The sequence below is a fragment of the Streptomyces albidoflavus genome (assembly GCF_000719955.1).
Classification (GTDB): domain Bacteria; phylum Actinomycetota; class Actinomycetes; order Streptomycetales; family Streptomycetaceae; genus Streptomyces; species Streptomyces albidoflavus.
In genome coordinates this window covers 287,660-309,496 of sequence record NZ_JOII01000004.1, presented here as the reverse complement: position 1 = coordinate 309,496, position 21,837 = coordinate 287,660, and the positions used below count along the sequence as shown (strand labels likewise).

The 21,837-nt window shown below is 74.6% G+C and carries 18 protein-coding genes; 7 read left to right on the top strand and 11 right to left on the bottom strand.

Features of this window, described 5'->3' with window-relative positions; all coding sequences use genetic code 11:
- Positions 1 to 34 precede the first annotated feature (34 nt).
- Positions 35 to 1,402, bottom strand: coding sequence for a dipeptidase (locus tag IF45_RS0106195; RefSeq protein ID WP_030306068.1), 1,368 nt, complete (start codon positions 1,400 to 1,402; stop codon positions 35 to 37).
- 160 nt (positions 1,403 to 1,562) lie between these two features.
- Here IF45_RS0106195 and IF45_RS0106190 point away from each other — a divergent pair, with 160 nt between their 5' ends.
- Positions 1,563 to 2,786 (top strand): geranylgeranyl reductase family protein, encoded by a 1,224-nt coding sequence (locus IF45_RS0106190; protein ID WP_030306067.1) that lies wholly within the window; start codon positions 1,563 to 1,565, stop codon positions 2,784 to 2,786.
- Positions 2,787 to 3,240: 454 nt separating this feature from the next.
- On the opposite strand, the gene IF45_RS0106185 is transcribed toward IF45_RS0106190, so the two are convergent.
- Both IF45_RS0106185 and IF45_RS0106180 read right to left on the bottom strand, forming a co-directional pair.
- Entirely contained in the window at positions 3,241 to 3,918 is a 678-nt protein-coding gene (locus tag IF45_RS0106185; RefSeq protein ID WP_030306064.1) for a response regulator, read from the bottom strand.
- Complete coding sequence (locus tag IF45_RS0106180; protein ID WP_037637697.1) at positions 3,915 to 4,892, bottom strand: sensor histidine kinase; 978 nt, start codon at positions 4,890 to 4,892, stop codon at positions 3,915 to 3,917. The genes IF45_RS0106185 and IF45_RS0106180 overlap by 4 nt, the downstream gene beginning before the upstream one ends.
- 337 nt (positions 4,893 to 5,229) lie before the next feature.
- Between IF45_RS0106180 and IF45_RS0106175 the strand changes: the two genes are divergently transcribed.
- On the top strand, positions 5,230 to 5,877 hold the full coding sequence (locus tag IF45_RS0106175; protein ID WP_030306059.1) for a hypothetical protein: 648 nt from the start codon (positions 5,230 to 5,232) through the stop codon (positions 5,875 to 5,877).
- Between the two features lie 264 nt (positions 5,878 to 6,141).
- Here IF45_RS0106175 and IF45_RS0106170 read toward each other — a convergent pair whose 3' ends face one another.
- On the bottom strand, positions 6,142 to 7,359 hold the full coding sequence (locus tag IF45_RS0106170; RefSeq protein WP_015506691.1) for an MFS transporter: 1,218 nt from the start codon (positions 7,357 to 7,359) through the stop codon (positions 6,142 to 6,144).
- A gap of 131 nt (positions 7,360 to 7,490) precedes the next feature.
- Between IF45_RS0106170 and IF45_RS0106165 the strand changes: the two genes are divergently transcribed.
- Positions 7,491 to 8,150 carry an alpha-ketoglutarate-dependent dioxygenase AlkB family protein gene (locus tag IF45_RS0106165; protein ID WP_030306056.1) on the top strand — a complete coding sequence of 220 codons (660 nt, stop codon included), beginning with the start codon at positions 7,491 to 7,493 and terminating at the stop codon, positions 8,148 to 8,150.
- Between the two features lie 51 nt (positions 8,151 to 8,201).
- Complete coding sequence (locus IF45_RS0106160; protein ID WP_030306054.1) at positions 8,202 to 9,440, top strand: ROK family protein; 1,239 nt, start codon at positions 8,202 to 8,204, stop codon at positions 9,438 to 9,440.
- Between the two features lie 88 nt (positions 9,441 to 9,528).
- On the opposite strand, the gene IF45_RS0106155 is transcribed toward IF45_RS0106160, so the two are convergent.
- Positions 9,529 to 10,065, bottom strand: a complete 537-nt coding sequence (locus IF45_RS0106155; RefSeq protein ID WP_008416226.1) for an ATP-binding protein — start codon at positions 10,063 to 10,065, stop codon at positions 9,529 to 9,531.
- A 246-nt stretch (positions 10,066 to 10,311) separates the two neighbouring features.
- Positions 10,312 to 10,632, bottom strand: a complete 321-nt coding sequence (locus IF45_RS0106150) for a hypothetical protein (RefSeq protein ID WP_003952279.1) — start codon at positions 10,630 to 10,632, stop codon at positions 10,312 to 10,314.
- 324 nt (positions 10,633 to 10,956) lie between these two features.
- Here IF45_RS0106150 and cds1 point away from each other — a divergent pair, with 324 nt between their 5' ends.
- Positions 10,957 to 12,093 (top strand): L-cysteine desulfhydrase Cds1, encoded by a 1,137-nt coding sequence (cds1, locus tag IF45_RS0106145; protein WP_030306052.1) that lies wholly within the window; start codon positions 10,957 to 10,959, stop codon positions 12,091 to 12,093.
- An 11-nt stretch (positions 12,094 to 12,104) separates the two neighbouring features.
- On the opposite strand, the gene IF45_RS0106140 is transcribed toward cds1, so the two are convergent.
- Positions 12,105 to 12,911: a DeoR/GlpR family DNA-binding transcription regulator gene (locus IF45_RS0106140; RefSeq protein ID WP_008416220.1), complete on the bottom strand. Its 807-nt coding sequence runs from the start codon at positions 12,909 to 12,911 to the stop codon at positions 12,105 to 12,107.
- Positions 12,912 to 13,178: 267 nt separating this feature from the next.
- Here IF45_RS0106140 and IF45_RS0106135 point away from each other — a divergent pair, with 267 nt between their 5' ends.
- Positions 13,179 to 15,617, top strand: coding sequence for a hypothetical protein (locus IF45_RS0106135; protein ID WP_030306050.1), 2,439 nt, complete (start codon positions 13,179 to 13,181; stop codon positions 15,615 to 15,617).
- Here IF45_RS0106135 and IF45_RS0106130 read toward each other — a convergent pair.
- The 4 genes from IF45_RS0106130 to IF45_RS0106115 form a co-directional block, all read right to left on the bottom strand.
- Positions 15,587 to 18,016: a right-handed parallel beta-helix repeat-containing protein gene (locus IF45_RS0106130; RefSeq protein ID WP_003952283.1), complete on the bottom strand. Its 2,430-nt coding sequence runs from the start codon at positions 18,014 to 18,016 to the stop codon at positions 15,587 to 15,589. The genes IF45_RS0106135 and IF45_RS0106130 overlap by 31 nt on opposite strands.
- Positions 18,017 to 18,142: 126 nt before the next feature.
- Positions 18,143 to 18,748: an Rv1733c family protein gene (locus IF45_RS0106125; RefSeq protein WP_030306048.1), complete on the bottom strand. Its 606-nt coding sequence runs from the start codon at positions 18,746 to 18,748 to the stop codon at positions 18,143 to 18,145.
- Between the two features lie 86 nt (positions 18,749 to 18,834).
- Positions 18,835 to 19,704: an MOSC domain-containing protein gene (locus IF45_RS0106120; RefSeq protein ID WP_030306045.1), complete on the bottom strand. Its 870-nt coding sequence runs from the start codon at positions 19,702 to 19,704 to the stop codon at positions 18,835 to 18,837.
- A 75-nt stretch (positions 19,705 to 19,779) separates the two neighbouring features.
- Positions 19,780 to 20,301, bottom strand: coding sequence for a DUF6643 family protein (locus IF45_RS0106115; protein ID WP_003952286.1), 522 nt, complete (start codon positions 20,299 to 20,301; stop codon positions 19,780 to 19,782).
- A 333-nt stretch (positions 20,302 to 20,634) separates the two neighbouring features.
- On the opposite strand from IF45_RS0106115, the gene IF45_RS0106110 reads away from it, so the two are divergent.
- Positions 20,635 to 21,813, top strand: a complete 1,179-nt coding sequence (locus IF45_RS0106110) for a TerD family protein (RefSeq protein WP_030306044.1) — start codon at positions 20,635 to 20,637, stop codon at positions 21,811 to 21,813.
- Positions 21,814 to 21,837: the final 24 nt, after the last annotated feature.

The window sequence follows — 21,837 nt, the reverse complement described above, 5'->3', positions numbered from 1 at the left end:
GTGCCGGGACGGGCCCCTCCCGGCTGAGGTCCGGTCAGCCGGCGGTGGCCGTCCGGGCGTAGTTCTGGAGGAAGTACGCCTCCGTCACCGCGAGCCGCTCCAGCTCCTCCGGGGAGACCGACTCGTTCGGGGCGTGGATCTGGGCCTCGGGCTCCGAGAGGCCGATGAGGAGGATCTCGGCCTCCGGGTAGAGCGAGCCGAGGGTGTTGGTGAGGGGGATCGAGCCTCCCTGGCCGGCCTCCTGCATCTGCTCGCCGGGGTAGGCGGCGGCCATCGCCTCGGCCATGGCCTGGTACGCGGGGCTGCTCGTGTCGGCGCTGAAAGGCTGGCCCTCGCCGATCTGCTCGACCCTTGCCCGCGCGCCCCACGGCACGTGGCGCTCCAGATGCGCGGCCAGCAGCTTCATCGCCTCGGCCGCGTCCACCCCCGGCGGAACCCGCAGGCTGATCTGGGCCCGGGCGCTCGCCTGCACGGACGGCGTGGCCCCCACCACCGGCGGGCAGTCGATGCCGATGACGGTGACGGACGGCCGGGCCCAGATCCGGTCGGCGACCGTCCCGCTCCCCGTCAGCCGGACCCCGTCGAGGACCTTCGCGTCCTTACGGAACTCCTCCTCCGGGTACTGGAGGCCGGGCCAGACCGCGTCGTTCGCCAGCCCCTCCACCGTGGTGGAACCGTCCTCGTCGCGCAGCGAGTCCAGGACGCGGATCAGCGCGGCCAGCGCGTCGGGGGCGGCACCGCCGAACTGGCCCGAGTGGAGATTGCCCGCCAGCGTGTCCACGGTCAGCCGCGCCATCGCCATGCCGCGCAGGGTGGCGGTGACGGTCGGCACGCCGACGCGGAAGTTGCCGGAGTCGCCGATGACGATCGCGTCGGACCGCAGCAGCCCGGGGTGGGCCTCGGCATAACGCTCCAGGCCGCCGGTGCCCTGCTCCTCGGAGCCCTCCGCGATGACCTTGACGTGCACCGGGACCCCGCCGGCCGCCTTGAGGGCCCGCAGGGCCAGCAGATGCATGATGAAGCCGCCCTTGCAGTCGGCCGCGCCACGCCCGTACCAGCGCCCGTCCCGCTCGGTCAGCGCGAAGGGCGGGGTGACCCAGGCGGCCTCGTCCAGCGGCGGCTGCACGTCGTAGTGGGCGTAGAGCAGTACGGTGCGCGCGCCCTCGGGGCCGGGCAGGTAGCCGTAGACCGACCGGGTGCCGTCGGGCGTGTCGAGCAGAGCCACGTCCTGGAACCCCTCGCCACGCAGCGCGTCGGCCACCCAGTCGGCCGCCCCCTCGCACTCCGCACGGGGGAACTGCTCCTCGTCCGCGACCGAACGGAAGGCCACGAGTTCCGTGAGCTCCTCCTTCGCCCGCGGCATCAGCGCGGCGACGGTCTCGGCGATCGGAGTGGACGGCATGGGCACGCTCCTGGTGGGTGCGACGTTGAACGAGTGGCGCGCGGATGGGCGCGCGTCGAATGCACGGCCGATCCTCCCACAGCGGCCGGGGGACGGCCGCGGTCGTAGGATGCCCGTGGACAGGCGCGGCAGGAAGCTGGATCGGGAGCGGTAGACCATCGTGAGCAGCGAGAACTCAGCCGGTGACGACCGGCAGGTGTGGGACGCCGTCGTGGTCGGGGCAGGCCCCGCAGGAGCGTCGGCGGCCTACGCGGCGGCCGTGGCGGGGCGTCGCGTCCTGCTGCTGGAGAAGGCGGAACTGCCCCGCTACAAAACCTGCGGCGGCGGCATCATCGGCCCGTCCCGGGACAATCTGCCGCCCGGTTTCGACCTTCCCCTGCAGGACCGCGTCCGTGCGGTGACCTTCTCGCTGGACGGGCGCTTCGCCCGTACGCGCCGGTCCCGGCAGATGCTCTTCGGCCTCGTCAACCGTCCCGAGTTCGACCAGCGGTTGGTCGAGGCGGCGCAGAAGGCCGGGGCCGAGCTGCGGACCGGCGCGACCGTGCTCCGGGTGGAGCAGCACGGTCCGGCCGTCCCCGACCGGCGGACCGTCGCCGTCTTCGTGCAGACCTCCGGGCCCGGCGGCGAGCGCGAGGAGGAGACGCTGCTGGCCCGCGCCGTGGTCGGGGCGGACGGCAGTGCCAGCCGGATAGGCGCACACGTCGGGGTGAAGCTCGACCAGGTCGACCTCGGGCTGGAGGCGGAGATCCCGGTGCCCGAGACCGTGGCCGAGGACTGGCAGGGGCGGGTGCTCATCGACTGGGGGCCGATGCCCGGCAGTTACGGCTGGGTCTTCCCCAAGGGCGACACGCTGACCGTCGGTGTCATCTCCGCCCGCGGCGAGGGCGCGGCCACCAAGCGCTACCTCACCGACTTCATCGCCCGGCTCGGCCTGGCCGGGTTCGAGCCCTCGCTCTCCTCGGGGCACCTGACGCGCTGCCGGACCGACGACTCGCCGCTCTCCCGGGGGCGCGTGGTGGTCTGCGGGGACGCGGCCGGGCTGCTGGAACCCTGGACCCGGGAGGGGATCTCGTACGCGCTGCGTTCGGGGCGGCTCGCGGGGGAGTGGGCGCTGCGGATCGCCGAGGCCCATGACGCGGTGGACGCGCGGCGGCAGGCTCTCAACTACGCCTTCGCCATCAAGGCGGGGCTCGGGGTGGAGATGGCTGTGGGGCGGAGGCTTCATCAGCTCTTCGCCCGGCGGCCCGGGGTGTTGCACGCGGCGCTGACCGGGGTGCGGCCGGCGTGGAATGCCTTTGCCAAGGTGACGCGTGGGGGGACCACGCTGGGGGAGCTGATTCGGAATCATCCTGTTGCGGCGCGGATGCTCGCCGGGCGGGAGTGAGGCTGGCGCCTCGTTCTCCGGCTGGGGTCCGCTTCGGCTGGGCCCTGTCTTTGCCGTGCCGGTCGCTGACTGGCCTCAGGCGCCGGCCGGGCTGTCTTCGGCTGGGCTCCGTCTCGACCGTGCCGGTCACTGACTGGCCTCGAACGCCGGCCGGGCTGTTGTGTGTGCCGGGCTCCGCCCCGACCTTCCGGCCGTGCCCCTGCGGGTCACCGATTGGCCTCAATCGCCGGCCGGGCTATGGGGTTCGCGGTTCCTCCGGTGCGTGGGTGGGGTGGGGCCGCGCCGGGGTACCTCCTCACAAACTGCAGGGTGCGGGGTCAATTGGAGCAAGGCGGCCGTGTGTGCAGTTTGCTGCGGGGGCACCCCGACACGACCCCACCCCACGGTCTCGTACGCGGCCGACCGCCGGTGGGGGAGTAGGGCCGGTCCTGTGTAGGTCGTGCTCGCGGTTCGGCTAGTTCTGGGGGGTTGGGTTGGCCAGGCCGTTTTCCCATGTCCAGGCGGCGATGCCGACGCGGTTGCGGGCTTTCAGTTTGGTCTGGATGTTGGCGATGTGGGTTTTGGCGGTGCCCGGGGAGATGGAGAGGGTCGTGCCGATCTCGGCGTTGGTGTGGCCCTGGGCGACCAGTCGGGCGATCTCGGTCTCCCGGGCGGTGAGAGGTGTGAGGCGTGTGGGGGGTGTGGGGGCCGAGGGGGTGAGGGTCTGGAGGAGGCGGACGGTGAGCTGGGGGCTGATGAGGATGTCGCCGGCCATGGCCGCTCTGACTCCCTCGATCAGCAGGCCGGGGCCGGAGCGCTTGAGCAGGAATCCGCAGGCGCCGTCGTGCAGTGCCGTGCGTACGTAGCTGTCGTGGTCGAAGGTGGTGACGACGAGGACGCGTATCGGGTCGGGCACCCCGGGGCCCGCGAGGCGGCGGGTGAGTTCGAGGCCGTCCACGCCCGGCATGCGGATGTCGGCCAGGACCAGGTCGGGGCGGAGAGTGCGGGCGAGGTCGACGGCGGTGAGGCCGTCCGCCGCCTCGCCGACCACGCTCATGTCGGGCTGCGAACCGAGGATCAGGCGGAAGCCACTGCGTACGTCCTCCTGGTCGTCGGCGATCAGGATGCGGGTCGGGCCGAGGTGCGTCGTCATGGCGTCTCTTCCGGGAGCGTGGCAGGCAGGACGGCGGTGAGCTGCCAGCCGCCGTCGCCGTGCGGCCAGGCCGAGAGAGTCCCGCCGAGGGCCTGGGCGTGTTCGGCGAGAGCGGGGAGGCCGAGGCCACCCCGGGAGGCGCGGCGGCGGGCCGGGGCGGAGCGGGCCTTGCCGTCATCGGTGCCCCGCAGCTCCACAGCGGTGGCCGTCGGGGTGAACGCGACGGTGACACGGGAGGCGTCGGGAGCGTGCCGGCGCACGTTGGTCAGCGCCTCGACGACGATGCGGTACGCGACGGAGCCCACCTCGCGGGAGAGCCCCGCAGAGACCTGGGGAGGCAGGTCCAGATGCGCCTCGGCCGCTCCCGCTGAAGTGAAGTCCTCTATCAGGGAGGAGAGTTGCGACACGCCGGGGAGCGGCTCGGTGGCAGGCGCCGCCTCCGGACCGTGCAGCATCTGGACCGTCCGGTCCATCGCGGCCAGGGCGTTCAGGCCCGCTTTCTCGATGCGTTCCAGCGCGAGGACCGCCTGAGAGGGATCGGTGGTGGCGACGAAGCGGGCCGCCTGAGCCTGGACGACGATCCCGCTGACGTCGTGGGCGACGAAGTCGTGCAGATCGCGGGAGAGCTGAAGGCGCTGGGCACTGCGGGCCTCGGCCACCGCGCTCCGGTGACGCCGTTCCTGGCGGCGGGGGTAGGCGCCGGCCCCCACCGCGGCGACCGCGGGAAGCAGCCAGAAGGTGGCGATGCCGACGGCTTCCGGAAAGGACTCACCCGCGACCAGCGGCAGCGGCCACAAGGCGACCGCGAGAGCCATCAGCGGCACGGCGACCACGCGTTCCCGCAGAGGCGACCACCGGCTGACCACGCCCAGGAGAACCAGCAGAACGGCGACCTCCGCCAACTTCCAGCCGCCCCCTGAACCCGCTGTCGGCAGGACGAAGCTGGTCACCAGCGAGAGCACCGCGCAGAACATGGCCGGGCGCGCGAGACCCCCCAGCCGCTGACGAACCGTGTCACGCGGACGCGCAACCACCCACACCACCATGACCACAGCCGCGACCAACGGCAGCGCCCCCAACACCCCGACAACCAGGCCGACTGACTCTCCTGCTTCCCCTGACTCCCCCATGGTGAGCAGCGTACGGGCGGACGACACGGCCGCACTCTCTGCCGAACGGCAGAGAAGAGCCCCCAGCAACGTGATCTCTCTGCCGACCGGCGGATGGGCCCGAAAGGACTCCAGCGGCGAGCCTTGACCCGTTCAACCGACCATCGCCACTCAAACACCCACCGCAGCACAGGAGTTCGTCATGCGCATCACCACGATCGGCGCCACCGCGACAGCCGTCGCCGTCCTCGCGAGTCCGATCACCTCCACTCCCGCTCCCGTTCTCGCAGTCCCCGCCGCGTCCGTCGTAAGCAAGCCGGCGAAGGCCGCGAGCGTGCACGGGGAGGCGCGCATCTCCTACATCGAGTCGATCCACGACGACATCCGCTTCACCATCCACGCCGAACAGACGCCGTTCACCCGGCCGATGCCCCCCACGGCCCCCGAGGGCCTGTCCACGGACGCCCGGGGCACGCTCAAGTTCTCCCACTCGCGCGGCGAGGTCACGGGATGGGCGGAGGCCACGGTGGACTGCCTGGTCACCAGCGGCCGGACGGCGACCCTGACCGCGGTCGTGACCAAGTCGAACGTCGAAGAACCCGGCGCGCGGCTGGGCATCAGCGTCCAGCAGGGCGGCAAGGGCGAGCCCGACCGCCTCGGCTTCTCCTGGGGAGTGGTGAACGTCGAGGCGGAGAACGTCGACGAGAACGGCCAACTCGTCAGGCCGCAAGCCGGTTCATGCATAGCCCCCGCACCGTTCACGACCGTGATCAAGGGCGGCTACAAGGTGGTCCACGCAGAGATCACCAAGTCCCCGACACAGCCCGAGCCGGCGCCCCACCACAGCTGACACCCCAACGAGGGCGGGGACGGGTCGGGGTGCCCCCGCAGCAAACTGCACACACGGCCGCCTTGAAGCGACTGACCCCGCACCCTGCAGTTTGTGAGGAGGTACCCCGGCCCGGCCCCGCCCGACCCACGGGGGGAACGACCGCGACCCTCACAGCCCGGCCGGCGTTTGAGGCCATCAATGACCGGCACGGGCAAGACCGGCAGACGGCCAAAGACACCCCAGCCCCCCCGGGACCCGGCCGGAACCCCCGGCCACCCCGACTCAAGCCCGGGCGGCCCCCCGGGCCCCCCATCCCACAAAAGCAGCCACCCCAGCCAGCACAGCCACACTGACCAACGCCAACGGCAACGACCCCCACTCCGCCATGAACCCGATGGCCGGCGGCCCCAGCAGCATCCCGCCGTACCCCAGGGTAGAGGCGGCCGCCACCCCACTGGGCCCGGTCAGCGCCCCGGCCCGCTCGATCGCCACCGGAAAGAGATTGGCCAGCCCGAGCCCGGTCACCGCGAACCCGAGCAACGCGACCCAGAGCGAGGGCGCGAGCGCCCCGAAGAGCATGCCGACCCCCGCCACGATCCCCCCACCGACCAGCGTGGCGGTGCGCCCCACCCGTTCGAGCAGCGCCGTCCCGCTGAGCCTCCCCACCGTCATCGCCAGCGCGAACACCGCGTACCCGGCGGCAGCCACCCCCGGCCGGGCGGCCAGATCCTCCTGGAGGTGAAGGGCACCCCAGTCGGCCAGCGCCCCCTCGCCGTAGGCGGTGCAGAAGGCGATGAGCCCGAAGACGGCGACCAGCGTGCGGGCCCGCCCGGCGAGCGGCGCCGCCGACGCCCCCTCGGCGGGCTCGGGCCGTACGGGGGCGGGCATCGGCTGCCGGAGCAGCACGGGCGCGGTGGCGAGGGTGACCAGCAGGGTGACGACGCCGAGCAGCAGCAGGTGCCAGGTGGGCGACAGATACCCGGCCACGATCCCGCCGAGCCCCGCACCGACCATCCCGCCGAGGCTGAAGGCGGCGTGGAAGGTGGGCATGACGGGGCGTCCGAGGGCGGCGACCACGTCGACGGCGGCGCTGTTCATCGCGACGTTGATCCCGCCGTAGGCCGCGCCGAAGACGAGGAGGACCAGGCCGAGGGCGAGCGCGGAGTGGGTGAGGGGTGGCAGCGTCACCCCGAGGGCGAGCAGCAGCGCGCCGGCGACGGTGACGGGCCGGCTGCCGTACCGCCGGCAGAGCCGCCCGGTCAGCGTCATCGTCACCACCGCGCCCGCGGAGACGCCGAGCAGCGCCAGGCCGAGGTCGCTCGCCGACGCCTGGGTCTGTTCCTTGATGGCGGGGATGCGGACGACCCACCCGGCGAAGACGAAGCCGTCGAGGGCGAAGAAGACGGTGAGGGCCCGGCGGAGGACCGAGAGGGAGGAGCGGGACGAGGAGGGTGAGGAGGCGCTGCGCGGGGTGGACCCTGGTTTGTTTATGAGCGGCACAAAGTCAGGGTACGGGGTCGGGAGAGCTGGGCACAATCGGTGGGACAGCGCTGTCCCGGCCCGGTTCGGCGGCTCCTCGGGCGGGTGCCGCAGGCCGGTCGCGAGGCGCGGGCCTGTGCGAGCATTCCGGTATGGCCGCGCTCATCCCCCGTTCCCGCACCACGCCCGCCCCGGGCGCCGTGCACGTACCGGAGTGGCTGCCTGAGGAGCGGCAGCGGGAGCTGGTCGAGGCGTGCCGCGGGTGGGCGAGGGGACCGGTGCCGATGCGCCGCACCGAGCTGCCCGGGGGCGGGGTGATGTCGGTGCAGAGTGTCAGCCTCGGGTGGCACTGGAGCCCGTACCGGTACACGCGCAGGGCCGGGGACGTGAACGGCGCGCCGGTCGCGCCGCTGCCGGAGTGGCTGGCGGAGCTGGGGCGGCGGGCCGTCGCCGACGCGTACCAGGACGAGGCGGCGGGGCGGGCCTACCGGCCGGACGTCGCGCTGGTCAACTTCTACGGGACGGGCGCCACCATGGGGATGCACCAGGACAAGGACGAGCGGTCCGACGCGCCCGTCGTCTCGCTCAGCGTCGGCGACGCCTGCCTCTTCCGGCTCGGCAACACCGAGGGGCGCGGCAGGCCGTGGCAGGACCTCCGGCTGGAGAGCGGGGACCTGCTGGTCTTCGGCGGACCGTCCCGCTTCGCGTACCACGGGGTGCCCAAGGTGTACCCCGGCACCGCCGAGCCCTCCGTCGGCCCCGCCACCGGCCGCCTCAACCTCACCCTCAGGGAGACCGGCCTGCCCGGCTGAACCCCGGCGGCGGGCACGGGAGCGGCCCCCGGACATGGGAGACTCGCCGTCATGAACGGCAAGTCGGCGCCCCGCACGCTCGGCGGCACACTCCCACGGACCCGGCTCGAAAGAGGGCGCGGCGCGCTCGGCCCCGCCCTGGAACTCGTCCGCACCGGCCGCGCCCCCACCCGGGCCGTCCTCACCTCGGAACTCGGCGTCACCCGCGCCACCGCCGGGGTCGTCGCCGCCGAACTCGCCACGCTGGGCCTCATCCGCGTCGACGCCCGCCCCACCGCCGAGGGCTCCCAGGGGCGCCCCTCGCACCGCCTCTCCGTCGACCCGGAGGGCCCGGTCGTCCTCGCCGCGCAGGTGCACTCCGACGGCTTCCGGGCCGCCCTGGTCGGCCTCGGCGGGCAGATCGTCGCCACCACCCCCGGCTGCGAGACCGTCGGCGCCGACCCGGCCGAGGTGATCGGCGCCGTGGTGGACGCCGGGGCGGGGCTGCTCGCCGAGACCGGGCGGCGCTGCGTGGGCGCCGGGCTGGCGGTCCCCTCGGCCGTCGCCGAGCCCGACGGCACCGCCCTCAACCCGCTCCACCTCGCCTGGCCGCCCGGCGCCCCGGTCCGCGAGATCTTCCGCCGGTGCGTGGCCGGGGCCGGGGTGCCGGGACCGGCCTTCGCCGCCAACGACGTCAACCTCGCCGCCCTCGCCGAGCACCGCCACGGCGCCGGTCGCGGCGCCCGCGACCTGCTCTGCGTGGCCACCGGGCACCGGGGCGTGGGCGGCGCGCTGGTGCTCGACGGGCGCCTGCACAGTGGCAGTTCGGGCCTGGCCCTGGAGGTCGGCCATCTCACCGTCGACCCCGACGGCCGCCCCTGCCACTGCGGCGGCCGGGGCTGCCTCGACGTCGAGACCGACCCGCTGGCCTTCCTCGCCGCCGCCGGGCACCGGCCGGGCCCCCAGGGTTCCCTGCTCCAGCAGGCCCGCGACCTGATCGCGGCCCGCCCCGACGACCCGGCGGTCCGCGAGGCCGTCACCGTCCTCGTCGACCGCCTCGGCTTCGGCCTGGCCGGGCTGGTCAACATCCTCAACCCGGACCGGGTCATCCTCGGCGGGCTCCACCGCACCCTGCTGGAGGCCGACCCCGAGCGGCTGCGGGCCGTCGTCGCCGACCGCAGCCTGTGGGGGCGCAGCGGCAGCGTGCCGATCCTCTCCTGCACCCTCGACCACAACAGCCTCGTCGGCGCCGCCGAGCTGGCCTGGCAGCCGGTGCTGGACGACCCGCTGGCGGCCCTCGCCGTCGTCTGAGCGTCACCGTCCGGGCACCGGCGGCGGAAGAACGGCCCCGCGGGCCCCTCGGGGAAGGGGCCTGCGGGGCCGTCCGTTCACCGCGGGGTCAGCCGGCGAAGGCCGACCGGGCGGGAGCGGAGGGGCCGGCGGCGAGGCCGGGGAGGGCGCTGTCCAGGGCTGCCGGGGGGAACGGGCCGGGCGTCGTCGCGCCGTACAGGGCCGCGCCGCCCGGCTCGGCCGGGACGGGGCCGGGGGCGGGCAGGGTGAACCACACGACTTTCCCGCTGGTCTCCCAGGGGCGTACGCCCCAGCACTCACTGACGGCGGCGACCAGGGCCAGGCCGCGCCCGCAGGTGGCGTCCATGGTGGCGTCCCGGACCACCGGCAGCCGGGGGTCACGGTCGCGGACGGAGACGGTGAGGCGGTCGAGCAGGAGTTCCAGCCGCACCGTGCAGCGCTTGTCCGGTCCCGCGTGCCGGTGGACGTTGGTGAGCAGCTCGGTCACGCCGAGTGCGGCTCGGTCGACGAGCGGATCGAGATGCCAGTAGCGCAGCTGCGCCGAGACGATTCTGCGTACCTGGCCTATCCGGGGCGGCAGGGCCTGGAGCTCCACCGCGCACTGCCTGGTCGGCTGGCTGATCACGGTTGCGACTCCCCGAATTGAGTCCGGCAAAGACGGCGTTCGGATGTCGGCGGCGACCGCACCCGGCCGCTGCCTGCTCAGGGGGCCGGCGGCTGGTTCTCAGCGTGATCGCCGGTAAACCCAGGGTGATGTGTGACCAGAGTGACGCAGGGGACCGGGGCCTGCAACTCGCAAGCCCCCGGACGGCGGTGGCACTCCGTGCCCGCTCGCGCGCCGGTGCGCGCCCCCGGCGGACCGGTCGGCCGCTCAGCCCACCCCCCGGGCCTGGCCGACGGCTTCGCGGAGTCTGCGGACCGGCGACACGTGCGGCGCGGAGGCGGCCGCGGCGGGACCCCCGAGGCGCAGCCGGTACCGGGTGTCGTTGAAGGCGATCACCGCCTGGTCGTCGGAGCCGAACCAGGGGCGCTCCACACGCACTTCACGGGCCGGGGCGCTGTCGATGACCCGGCCGCAGCTGGTGAGCAGCGCGAGCCTGCCGTCCGCGACCCGGACCTGGCCGGCCCGTGTCAGCGAACGCAGCCGCCGCATGATGCCCACCCCCGTGGCCGAGAACTCCGACTTGCCCATGACGTCTCACCCCTCCAGCCCCTGGAGCCCTTCGACAGTGCCCCCCGGCGGTACGGACACCGGGACCGCACCGGGCGGAACACCACGTCCCGCCGAGTGCAGTCTGCCCAACCAGAGGGCGGCGTACCACCTCTCACGGGGGCAGCACGGGGGCGCGCCCCCCTGCCCGGCATGCGCCCCCACCGCCGGGTGAAACGCCCGCCCCAGCAGTCCCTTTGAGCGCCTCAAAGAGGTGTTTATGCAGGTGAGAAGGGTGAGGCGGGTGTCTATGATCGAGGCGTCCGCCGGCCTCGACGGCCGGGTCCCGAGCGTGAGGAGTCCGCGGTGACCACCCCCCAGCACGAGCAGGCCGCTGCCTGCCCCCTGCCCACCGCCGACGTCGACCGCAGCGACCCCGGTTACCGAGAGTGGCTGAAGGAGGCGGTCCGCAAGGTCCAGGCCGACGCCAACCGCTCGGCCGACACCCACCTCCTACGGTTCCCGCTGCCCGAGGAATGGGGCGTCGACCTGTACCTCAAGGACGAATCGACCCACCCGACCGGCTCGCTCAAGCACCGGCTGGCCCGCTCCCTCTTCCTCTACGGCCTGTGCAACGGCTGGATCCGCCCCTCACGCCCCGTCATCGAGGCGTCCAGCGGCTCCACCGCCGTCTCGGAGGCGTACTTCGCCCAGCTCATCGGCGTCCCCTTCATCGCCGTGATGCCCCGCACGACCAGCCCGGAGAAGTGCCGGCTGATCGAATTCCACGGCGGCCGCTGCCACTTCGTGGACGACCCGCGCACCATGTACGAGGAGTCGGCCCGCCTCGCGGCGGAGACCGGCGGCCACTACATGGACCAGTTCACCTACGCCGAGCGGGCCACCGACTGGCGCGGCAACAACAACATCGCCGAGAGCATCTACCAGCAGATGCGCCGGGAACGCCACCCCGAACCCGCCTGGGTGGTGGCCACCGCGGGCACCGGCGGCACCTCCGCGACCATCGCCCGGTACGTGCACTACATGCAGTACGACACCCGGGTCTGCGTCGCGGACCCGGAGAACTCCTGCTTCTTCGACGGCTGGCGGCTCGGCGATCCGGCGGTGCACTGCGACAGCGGCTCGCGGATCGAGGGCATCGGCCGCCCCCGCATGGAACCGAGCTTCCTGCCCGGCGCCATCGACCGGATGATGAAGGTCCCCGACGCCGCCAGCGTCGCCACCGTGCGGATGCTGGAGGGAGCCATCGGCCGCCGCGCCGGGGGCTCCACCGGGACCGGACTGTGGAGCGCGCTGCGCATCGTCGCCGAGATGCGCGCCGAGGGGCGCACGGGCAGCGTCGTCACGCTTCTCTGCGACCCCGGTGACCGCTACCTCGACAAGTACTACTCCGACACCTGGCTCGCCGAGCAGGGCCTGGACATCACGCCCTACGCCCGCACCCTCGACGCCTTCCTCGCCACCGGGCGCCGGCCCGCCTGACCGGGCCCCGGTCAGCCCTGCGGCCCGGCCACCACCAGCAGCCGCAGCCGCTCGGCGACCTCGGCGCGGGCCTCCTCGTCCAGCCCCTCGTCCGTCACCAGCGTGTCGACCTCGTCCAGCGTCGCGAAGGAACTCAGCCCCACCGTGCCCCACTTGGTGTGGTCGGCGACCACCACGACCCGGCGCGCCGAGCGGACCAGGCAGCGGTTGGTCTCGGCCTCCGCGAGGTTGGGCGTGGACAGGCCGGCCTCCGGCGCTATGCCGTGCACGCCGATGAAGAGCACGTCGACGTGGAGCGAGCGGATCGCCTGGTCCGCGACCGGCCCGACCAGCGAGTCCGAGGGGGTGCGCACCCCGCCCGTCAGCACCACCGCCGCCTGCCGCTCGGCCCCCGGCTGCGCCGCGTGGAAGACGTCGGCGACCCGCACCGAGTTGGTCACCACCGTCAGGTCCGCCACCCCGGTCAGCCGCTTGGCCAGCGCGTACGTGGTGGTGCCGCCGGAGAGGGCGATGGCGGTGCCCGGCGAGACCAGCGCCGCCGCCTCCCGGGCGATCGACTCCTTGGCGTCCGGCTCCAGCCCCGACTTGGCCTCGAACCCCGGCTCGTGGGCGCTGGCGTCGGCGGGCGGCACCGCGCCGCCGTGCACCTTCTCCAGCACACCCTGGCGGGCCAGCACGTCCAGGTCGCGACGGACCGTCATGTCCGAGACGCCCAGCCGGCGCGTCAGCTCGTTGACCCGGACGCCGCCCCGCCGGCGCACCTCGTCGGCGATCAGCGCACGGCGCTGCTCCGCGAGGAGACTCTGCTGCTCGCCCACCCGTCGCTCCGTCCTCCCGGTCCGGCGGCGGCCGTCCCGGCTCCGCCCTGAGCGCGCTCATCCTCCCACGCGCCCCGGAAACACCCTCCCGGACCCCGGCACGACTGGAGCATGACAAGGAGATTCGGTGACGGGAGGTGTAAGGACGGCCCCCGGCGGAGATCCTTCTTCCGCGCCGGTGCGACCACCTGCCGCGATCCCGGTACCGACCGCCCCGACCTGGGCCGTCCACCCGCGGCGACCGGCGCCCGGACTCACGGGGGAACAGTGCACCAGGACCAGCCCGCACCGCAGCCGGCCACGCCCGCGCCCGACGCCCCGCCGCCCGTCCCCGGCGGACCCTCGCCCAGCGGCGGCATCGCCGAGGACACCGCCCTCGAACTCCTCGTCCACGGCGTCGGCGGCAGCACCCCCGCCGAGATGCTCGACGACCCGTGCACCGTCCGGGTCAGCGGCGACCAGACCGCCGCCGTCCACCGCCGCGCCCAGGACGCCGACGCCGAACAGCGCCCCGAGGACTACCGCGGCAAGCCCGTCCCCGAGGCGTACGTCTGGTCCAACCTCACCAGCGGCAACGGCACCCGCGCCCTCTGGCTGCTCCTGCTGCCCTTCATGGTGGTCAACCTCGCCCACTGGATGCGCCCCTCCACCACCGGCCGCCGCACCGCCGTCCGCCTCTACGGGCTGCTGGCGCGCCTGGTCGCCCTCAGCCTCACCGTGCTGCTCACCGCCGCCGCCTGCGAGGTCGCCCTCGACCTCGTCGCCTGGCAGTGCGCCGGCACCGCGAGCTGCTCCGGCGAACGGGCCTGGCTCGGCTTCCTCGCCACCGACGCCCAGGGCAGCGGCGGCTGGTGGTCCCAGCCCGGCCGCCGCCTCGCGCTGGCCGCCCTCGTCCCCGGCGCCCTCACCGCCCTGCTCTGGTACCTCTCCCACCGCACCTGGCGCAGCTACGAGTCGCAGCAGCCGCTGCCCGCCGTCGACCGGGCCGAGCAGGAGGCCGAGGAGAACGCCCCGCACGCCGCCCTCGGCCGCCCCGGCTTCTGGTACGGCCGCCGCCTGGGGGCCCGGCTGCGCGCCGCCCACACCTCGGCCGGACTCCTCACCGTCGGCGCCGCCGTCGCCGGACCCGCCGCCGAACACGACCGGCTGCCCGGCGGCCCGGCGCTGCTCGGTACCGTCGGCTCCGCCCTCCAAGCCGCCCTGCTGGTCAGCGCCGTCGCCGTGGTCTGGGTCGTCTCCCGGCGCGGCCGGGCCGAGAGCCGCCTCGACGAACACCTCGACCGGCTGGTGCGCGTCCTGCCCCTGACCGCCCTCGCCCTTACCCTGCTCAGCCTCGGCTACGCCGCCTGGTCCCGGCCCGGCTGGCAGTCGGCCGGACGGCTGCCGGGCGACGAGACCTTCGGCACGCTCGTCCTCGCCCAGGGCGTCCTGGTCGTCGCGCTCGCCGCCACCGCCCGCCGCCTGCACGCCACCACCCCGGAGCGCCGCACCGTCCTCAAGGGGCTCGGCGGCCCCGCCGTCGCGATGCTCGCCTGCGCGCTCGGCGGCGTGATGTCCGGCGGCGTCGCCCAGCGCGTCGCCGACTGGCTCGACAACGGCTCCACGCCCGGCGCCCCCGGCGGCCCCATCCCCGGCCCGCCCGTCCTGCTCTCCTGGCAGGCATCCGTCCTCCCGCCGCTCCTCGTCATCCTCCTCGCCGTCCTCGTCTGGTACGCGGTCCGCACCCACCGCCACGCCCGCCGCGAGGAGGCCCAGGTCGCCGCCGACTACCCGGGCGAGCCCCTCGACGCCACCCGCACCGCCAGGATCGCCTCGGCCCGCGCCATGGCCGCCCTCACCGACCGGGCGCCGGTCGTCGTCGGCGTAGTCTCCTCGGTCACCCTGCTGCTCGGCGCCGGGGCCCTGCTGGGCGCCTGGACCACCGGGCGCGTCCCCGGCGAGGCCGCCCGCGAGCTGCCCGCCGTGGTCAGCGGCGCCGCCGCCACCGCGCAGGCCCTCGGCTCCTGGCTGATCGGCTTCGGCTTCCTGCTCTTCGTCACCTGGGGGCGGCGTGCCTACCGCGATCCGGCCGCCCGCCGCACCATAGGGATCCTCTGGGACGTGGGCACCTTCTGGCCGCGCGCCGCCCACCCCTTCGCCCCGCCCTGCTACGCCGAGCGCTCCGTCCCCGACCTGACCTGGCGGATCGCCTCCTGGACCCGGGAGACCGGCGGCCGGGTCGTCCTCTCCGGCCACTCCCAGGGCAGCGTGCTGGCCGCCGCGGCCGCCTGGCAGCTGCGCCCCTCGGCCCGTCGCCGGGTCGCCCTGCTCACCTACGGCTCACCGCTGGAGCGGCTCTACGGCCGCTGGTTCCCGGCCCACTTCGGCCCGGTCGCGCTGACCACCCTGCACGGTGAGGTCGACTGCTGGCGCAACCTGTGGCGGCTCACCGACCCCATCGGCGGCCCCGTCCGGGTCGGCACCGAGGGCCGGCCCGAGGTGGACCGCCCGCCGCTCGCCGACCCGCTCGCCCACGGCCGCACCGCAGCCCACCCGCTCCCGGCGCCGATCCTCGGCCACTCCGACTACCAGGCCGACCCGGCCTTCGCCGAGGAGCGGGCCCGCCTGCTCGCCCGGCTGGAGGAGCCCGCCGCCGCCCTGCCCAAGCAGCTGAACGCGGCCGAGGGGCAGCCCGCTCAGGGCAGGGCGGGCAGGTCCTCCGGGTAGAGCAGGGTCAGCTCCTCGGTGCCCGGCGCCGAGAGCTGGGCCACCCGCCCGGCGTGCCGCTCCACCATCGCCTCGAAGGTCTGCCGGGCGGTCCGGCCGTTGCCGAAGGCCGGACCCTTCGGCAGCGCCGTGAAGTACTTGTGCAGCGCCTCGCCGGTGCCGGGGCCGAGCCGGTACTCGTGCTCGTCGGCCTGCTGCTCCACGATCCGCAGCAGCTCGTCGGGGTCGTAGTCGGAGAAGGTGATGGTCCGTGAGAAGCGCGAGGCGACGCCGGGGTTGACGGAGAGGAACCGCTCCATCTCGGTGGTGTACCCGGCGACGATCACCACGACCGCCTCCCGGTGGTCCTCCATCAGCTTCACCAGGGTGTCGATCGCCTCCCGGCCGAAGTCCCGGCCGGAGTCCTCGGGCGAGAGCGCGTACGCCTCGTCGATGAACAGGACCCCGCCGCGCGCCCGGTCGAACGCCTCCTGGGTGCGGATCGCGGTCGAGCCGATGTGCTCGCCGACCAGGTCGACCCGGGAGACCTCGACCAGGTGGCCCCGGTCGAGCACGCCGAGGGCGGCGAGGATCTCCCCGTAGAGGCGCGCCACGGTGGTCTTGCCGGTGCCGGGGGAGCCGGTGAAGACCAGGTGGCGGCGGACCGAGGCGGCCTTGAGTCCGGCCTCCTGACGGCGCCGGCCGACCTCGATCATGTCGGTGAGCGCCCGCACCTCCCGCTTCACGCTTGCGAGGCCGACCAGCGCGTCGAGGTCGGCGAGGACGGTGTCGGCCGGGCGGGTCTCGGGGGCGGGCTCGGGGGCGGCCTCGGGCGCCGCGGGGGTCGTGGAGCGCGGGGAGGGGACGCCGCCCAGCAGGCCGGCGGTCTGGGTGGCCGGCGCCGGGGGAGCGGTGGCCGCCGCGGGGGAGCCCAGCTGGGTGGACTCGTCGCTGGAGCACTCCTCCACCACGGCCCCCTCGCCGTCGGCGCCGGCCTGCGCGAACTCGAAGCCGCCCCGGGCGCACCGCTCGGTACGGCACTTGCGCAGGGTGCTGCGGCAGCCGTCGATGATGTGGAAGCCGTATCCCTCACTGCCCGTCACCCGGCAGCCCTGGAAGGTGCCGCGGCCGCCGGCCGAGACGTAGAACCCGGCCTCCGTCGGGGAGGTGACGGTGGTCCGTTCGATCAGGGGGTCGGCGCCCTTGGTGACGATGACACCGGTCTGGGCCGCGTCGATGGTGCAGTTGGCGAGGGTGCCGCCGCTGCCGTGGTCGCGGAACCAGGCGCCCCGGCCCGCGCCGCTGATCCGGCAGTCGTCCAGCTCGGCGGTGGCGCCGCCGCTCACCGACACCGCGATGTTGCGCACCTGGGAGAGGTCGCTGTCGACCACGTCGGCGCGTGAGCCCCGGTCCAGCACACAGAGGGCGTCCGGCACGTCGTGGACCCGGCAGCCCTCCAGCACGGCGGTGGCGCCGTCGCTGACCCAGACGGCCGGGTAGTCGCCGGTGCCGTCGTGGATCTCGCACCGGTGGGCGTCGACCCGTGTCCCCGGGTCCCACACCGACAGGCCGTTGCGCCCGAACCGGGCCACCTCCGAGCGGGTCAGCGTCAGCACCGAACGCGAGCGCAGGTCCACCGCGTTCTCCGGCACGTCGTGGACGCGGCAGTCCGCCAGGGTCAGCACGGCGTCGGTGTCCAGCGTGACGCCGTTGCCGGTGACCCGGTGGACCGCGCAGTCGGTGAGGACCGCCGCCGCCCGGGAGGCTATCTGCACCCCGGAGCCGTTGATCTCGTAGATCTCGCAGCCCAGCGCCTCCAGGCTGGAGTGGTCGCCGGTGACCGAGAGGCCCGCGCCGGCCGCGTGGTGCACCCGGCAACGGTCCAGTCTCGGCCGTCCGCCGCCGCGCACCGCGACCCCGGACTGGCCCGCCGCGATCACCTCGCACTCCTCGAAGATGCCTCCGCCGCCGTCCACCACGGCGATGCCGACCCCGGCCGGGTTGTCGACGGTGCAGGCGCGGACGGTGGGCCGCCCGCCTCCCCGGACCTCTATCCCGGCGGCGGACCGCGTGACGATCCGCAGGCCCGTCAGTTCCGGCGTGCCGTCCTCGACCAGGACCGCCGGCACCGCCGCGTCCTGCCCCTCGATGTGCAGCCCCTGGACCTGCGCGGAGGCCCGCACCGCCAACGGGACCCCCTCCGGCGGCGCGATCCGCACCGACCCGGCCGCCCCCTCCTGCCCGAGCAGTGTCACCGCCCGGTCCACCACGAGGTTCTCCCGGTACGTGCCCGGGGCGACGGTCAGGATGTCACCGTCGGCCGCGGCCTCCAGGGCGGCGGTGAGGGAGGCGTATTCGCCCGTGCGGCGCCGCCACCGCGAAGTACCGGTGTGCGTCACCTGGACCGTGCCCTGTGCCATGGTGTTGTTGTGCCCCCACCTCGTGTACCCGGGTCCTGCGTACTGTCGCCGGACGAGCCCGGCCGGTCCACCGTAGCGCGCGCCGGATGGGGGAGTTGACCGGTCCGGGGTCGCGGTGCGCGACGGTCAGCTTCCGGTGCCGGTTCTGCCCCAGTCGGGCCCGACCCGCTCCCACTCCCGGTCCCAACAGGCGTACCGGAAGCGGACGATGCGCCATCGCGCGCCCCGGCGCACGCCTTCGACGAGGACGCCCCACGCGGTCGCCGCCCCGATCCCGGCCAGCCAGGCGTGGGTCTGCGCCATCATCGGCGGCATCGGCGGCCGGGCGGGAGAGCCCCGCAGGTCCGTCCAGATCCGGAACCGGTCGCCGGGAGCCTCCGAACCGGGCGGCGCGACGATCTTGCCGGTGCGGGCCGTGCCGTCGGGGGCGGTCCAGTGGGCGACCACCCGGATCCGGGTGTGCGGGGCCTGGGCCGTCTCGGGATCGGCGTCGTAGACGGGCCGGCCGAGCGGACGGTCGACCGTGGCGACCGTCTGCCGGCGCTGCGCCCGTTCGGCGGCGGCCGTCTCCAGCAGGGCGTGCTCGGTGGCCGAGCCGACGCTCAGTGCCACCCAGGGGGCGCCGGCCAGCAGGAGCACGCCGCAGAGCAGCGCGAGCCACGCCTCGACGCGGTCGGTCCGGCGGTAGAGCGGATTGCGGCGCCAGCGCCACAGCCCGGGAATCGTCCGCATCGCACCCCCTCTCGGTCACGTCCGGCCGTACGGTCCGCCGTGCGGGGACGGCTGCCCGGGCCGGGCGGGATCACTCCGCGGGAACCTCAACGAGTCCCGGCGGTCGCGGACACCGCTGCCACGGGCCGCCGCGCGAGGACGGTGACCGGGTCCCCCGCGCGGACCGTGCCGGTCGATTCGGGGATCAGATTCTGCCCGAAGACGAGCTGGGAACCGAAACGGCGGTGGCGCGAGAGCGTCCGCAGCGGTTCCCTGCCGCGCTCGGCGGTGCGCTGGTCGGTGGTGGTCACCACGCACCGCCCGCACATCTTGGCGACCTTGAAGGTGACCTCGCCGACCGCGACACGCGCCCACGCGTCCTCGTCCCAGGCGCCGGTGCCGGAGACGACGAGGTTGGGCCGGAAGCGCTCCATCGGCAGCGGGCCCTCCACCGCGTGGTCGCCCCCGGCGATCAGCGCGTTGAGCGCGTCGAGCGAGCCGGTGGTGGTCACCAGCAGCGGATAGCCGTCGGCGAAGCTGACGGTCTCGCCGGGGGCCGCGAACTCCTGGTCCACGAGGCGGTCCCGCGCCGGGTCGGCGAGGTGGACCAGCCGGACCTCCCTGCCGAGGAAGGAGCTGACGCCGGCGCTCGCCGCCGCGTCCCCGAGGACGGCGCGGACCTTGTCCTTCCAGATCTCCACGGTGGCGGCCGGCGCACCGGGACCGGGCACGGGCACCTCCCACGGGTCCTGGCCGGGCAGGGCCAGCCTCAGGCCGCCACCGGGCAGCGGCGTGACGGAGATCAGCGCCAGGGTGGGGAAGCCGCGCTGGGTGATGAACCGGTCCTCCGCGTCGACCAGCATCCAGCGCCGGTCACCGGCCAGCCCCCACGGCTCGACGGTGGCCTCCGGCAGCGTGAGACCGCGGGTCCCCTTGACGGGGTAGACGTGGAGCGAGGTCAGCTCGGCGTTCGGCATGGGGCCATCCTGCCACCCGCCCGCCGAGCCGTACCTCCCGTTTCGTCCGTCGCCCACCTCGGGCGGAACCACCGGTCAGTAGCCGCCTCGGTAGGGGCGGTTGTACGGGTCCTCGTACGGATGCTGCTGCTGCGGCGGGGCCGGGTTGGGCCGCGGAGCGGCCGGGCGCATCGCCTCGTACCCCGAGGGCTGGGCCGCAGGCCGCATCGCCTCGTACCCCGCCGGCGCGGGGCGCGGCTGCTGGGGCTGGTGGGGCGGCTGCGGCTGGGCGTAGGGCTGCGCGGGCTGGTAGCCGCGCGGGGGCGCCTGCTGCTGCGGGATGTACGGAGCCGGCGCCTGCTGGAAGGCGGGGGCCGGGGCCTGCGCCTGCTGCGGGTACCCGTACGCGGCGGGCTGCGGCGACGGGGCGGCCGGGAGCGCGGGGAGCGAGGAGGGCAGTGCGGGGAGCGAGGAGCCCGTGTCGTACATCGAGGGGACCCGGATCGGGGCGATCTGCGGTGTGCCCCGCTCCGCCACGAGCGAGTCGTAGATCGGGGTGTCCGGGAAGGATGGCGCGGAATAGTAGCCGCTGCCGTAGCTGGCGCGGGGGGAGGTCATGGCACCTAAGTTAAGCCCACGATGCGGTCATTGGGGAGACCGATAAGAGGGTTGTTTTCCGGTCCGGGGGCCACGCGGCCTCACCGATGTGGGTGAACATGCCGAAATCATGTCAACTCTCGGGTTTCGATGAGGTAAGAAAATCCGCCTCCAGGAGGAGGTGACGTGCCGTCTGCCAGTGATCTTTCCCCGGAAGGGCTGCTTCCGGGCGGCCGGAGGCCCTCCGTCCCCTTCGGTGCCGGACGGCTTCGGGACAACTCGCCCGCACCGGGCCTACGGTGGGCGTGATCACACGACGCAGCGACGGACGGGGAGGGCGGCATGGCAGGGGTGATGTCCAAGGGGGCCAACACACCGGTCCCGCAGGCGCCGGTCCGTCTCCGGCTGCACTGGCGGCACGGCGCGGGGGTGCCCGACGCCCGGACCGCCGCCCTCCTGGTCACGGAGGACGGCCGCGTGGCGCCCGACGGCGTGGTCGGCGGCGACCGCCCCGTCCCCGGCGGCGCGGTCCGCCACGAGGGCCGAACCGTCACCGGCGGACGCACCGCCGAGACCCTCCACGTCGACCTGCCCGCCGTCCCCGACCGGGTCGAGCGGGTCGTCCTCCTCGCCCTGGTCGCCGACGGCACCTTCGGCGCGGTGCCCGGGCTCGACGTCACCGTGACCGACGCCGCCGGCGACCACGAACTGGCCCGTTACGAGAGCCGCGACACCACCACGGAGACCGCCTTCCTCGCGGGTGAGCTGTACCGGCGGCAGGGCGGCTGGAAGTTCCGCGCCGTCGGCCAGGGATACGCGGGCGGCGCCGCCGAACTGGCCGCCGCCCACGGCCTGTCCCCGGGCCTCCTCCCCGCGCCCCGCACCCCGGCCGCACCAGCGCCCGCCCGCCCCGCCGCCGTCACCCTCACCAAGGCGGCCCCCTCCGTCTCCCTCGCCAAGCAGGGCGCCACCACCGGCGCGCTCCACGTCAACCTCAACTGGCAGGCCCCGCCCGCCCCGCGCGGCCGGTTCGCCCGCAACGCCGCCCCGCAGGCCCCGCTCGACCTCGACCTCGGCGCCCTGTACGAACTGGCCGACGGCACCAAGGGCGTCGTCCAGGCGCTCGGCAACGCCTTCGGCGACCTCGGCCGCCCGCCCTGGATCCACCTCGACGGCGACGACCGCACCGGCGCCGTCGCCGCCGGCGAGAACCTCACGGTCAACCTCGACCACACCCGCGACTTCCGCCGCGTCCTGGTCTTCGTCACCATCTACGAGGGCGCCGCCGACTTCTCCGGCCTGCACGCCACGGTGACCCTGCGCCCCCAGTACGGCGCCCCCGTCACCTTCTCGCTCGACGAGTGCGACGTCCCTTCCCCCGTCTGCGCCCTCGCCCTGCTCACCCAGGGACCGGACGGCCTCGTCGTCCGCCGCGAGGCGCGCTATCTGGTGCCCGGCCGCAGGTCCAGCCCGCAGCGCGCCCTCGACGAGGCGTACGGCTGGGGCCTGCGCTGGACGCCCGGGCGCAAATAGCCGCGGACCAGGCCCGCGGCGCCG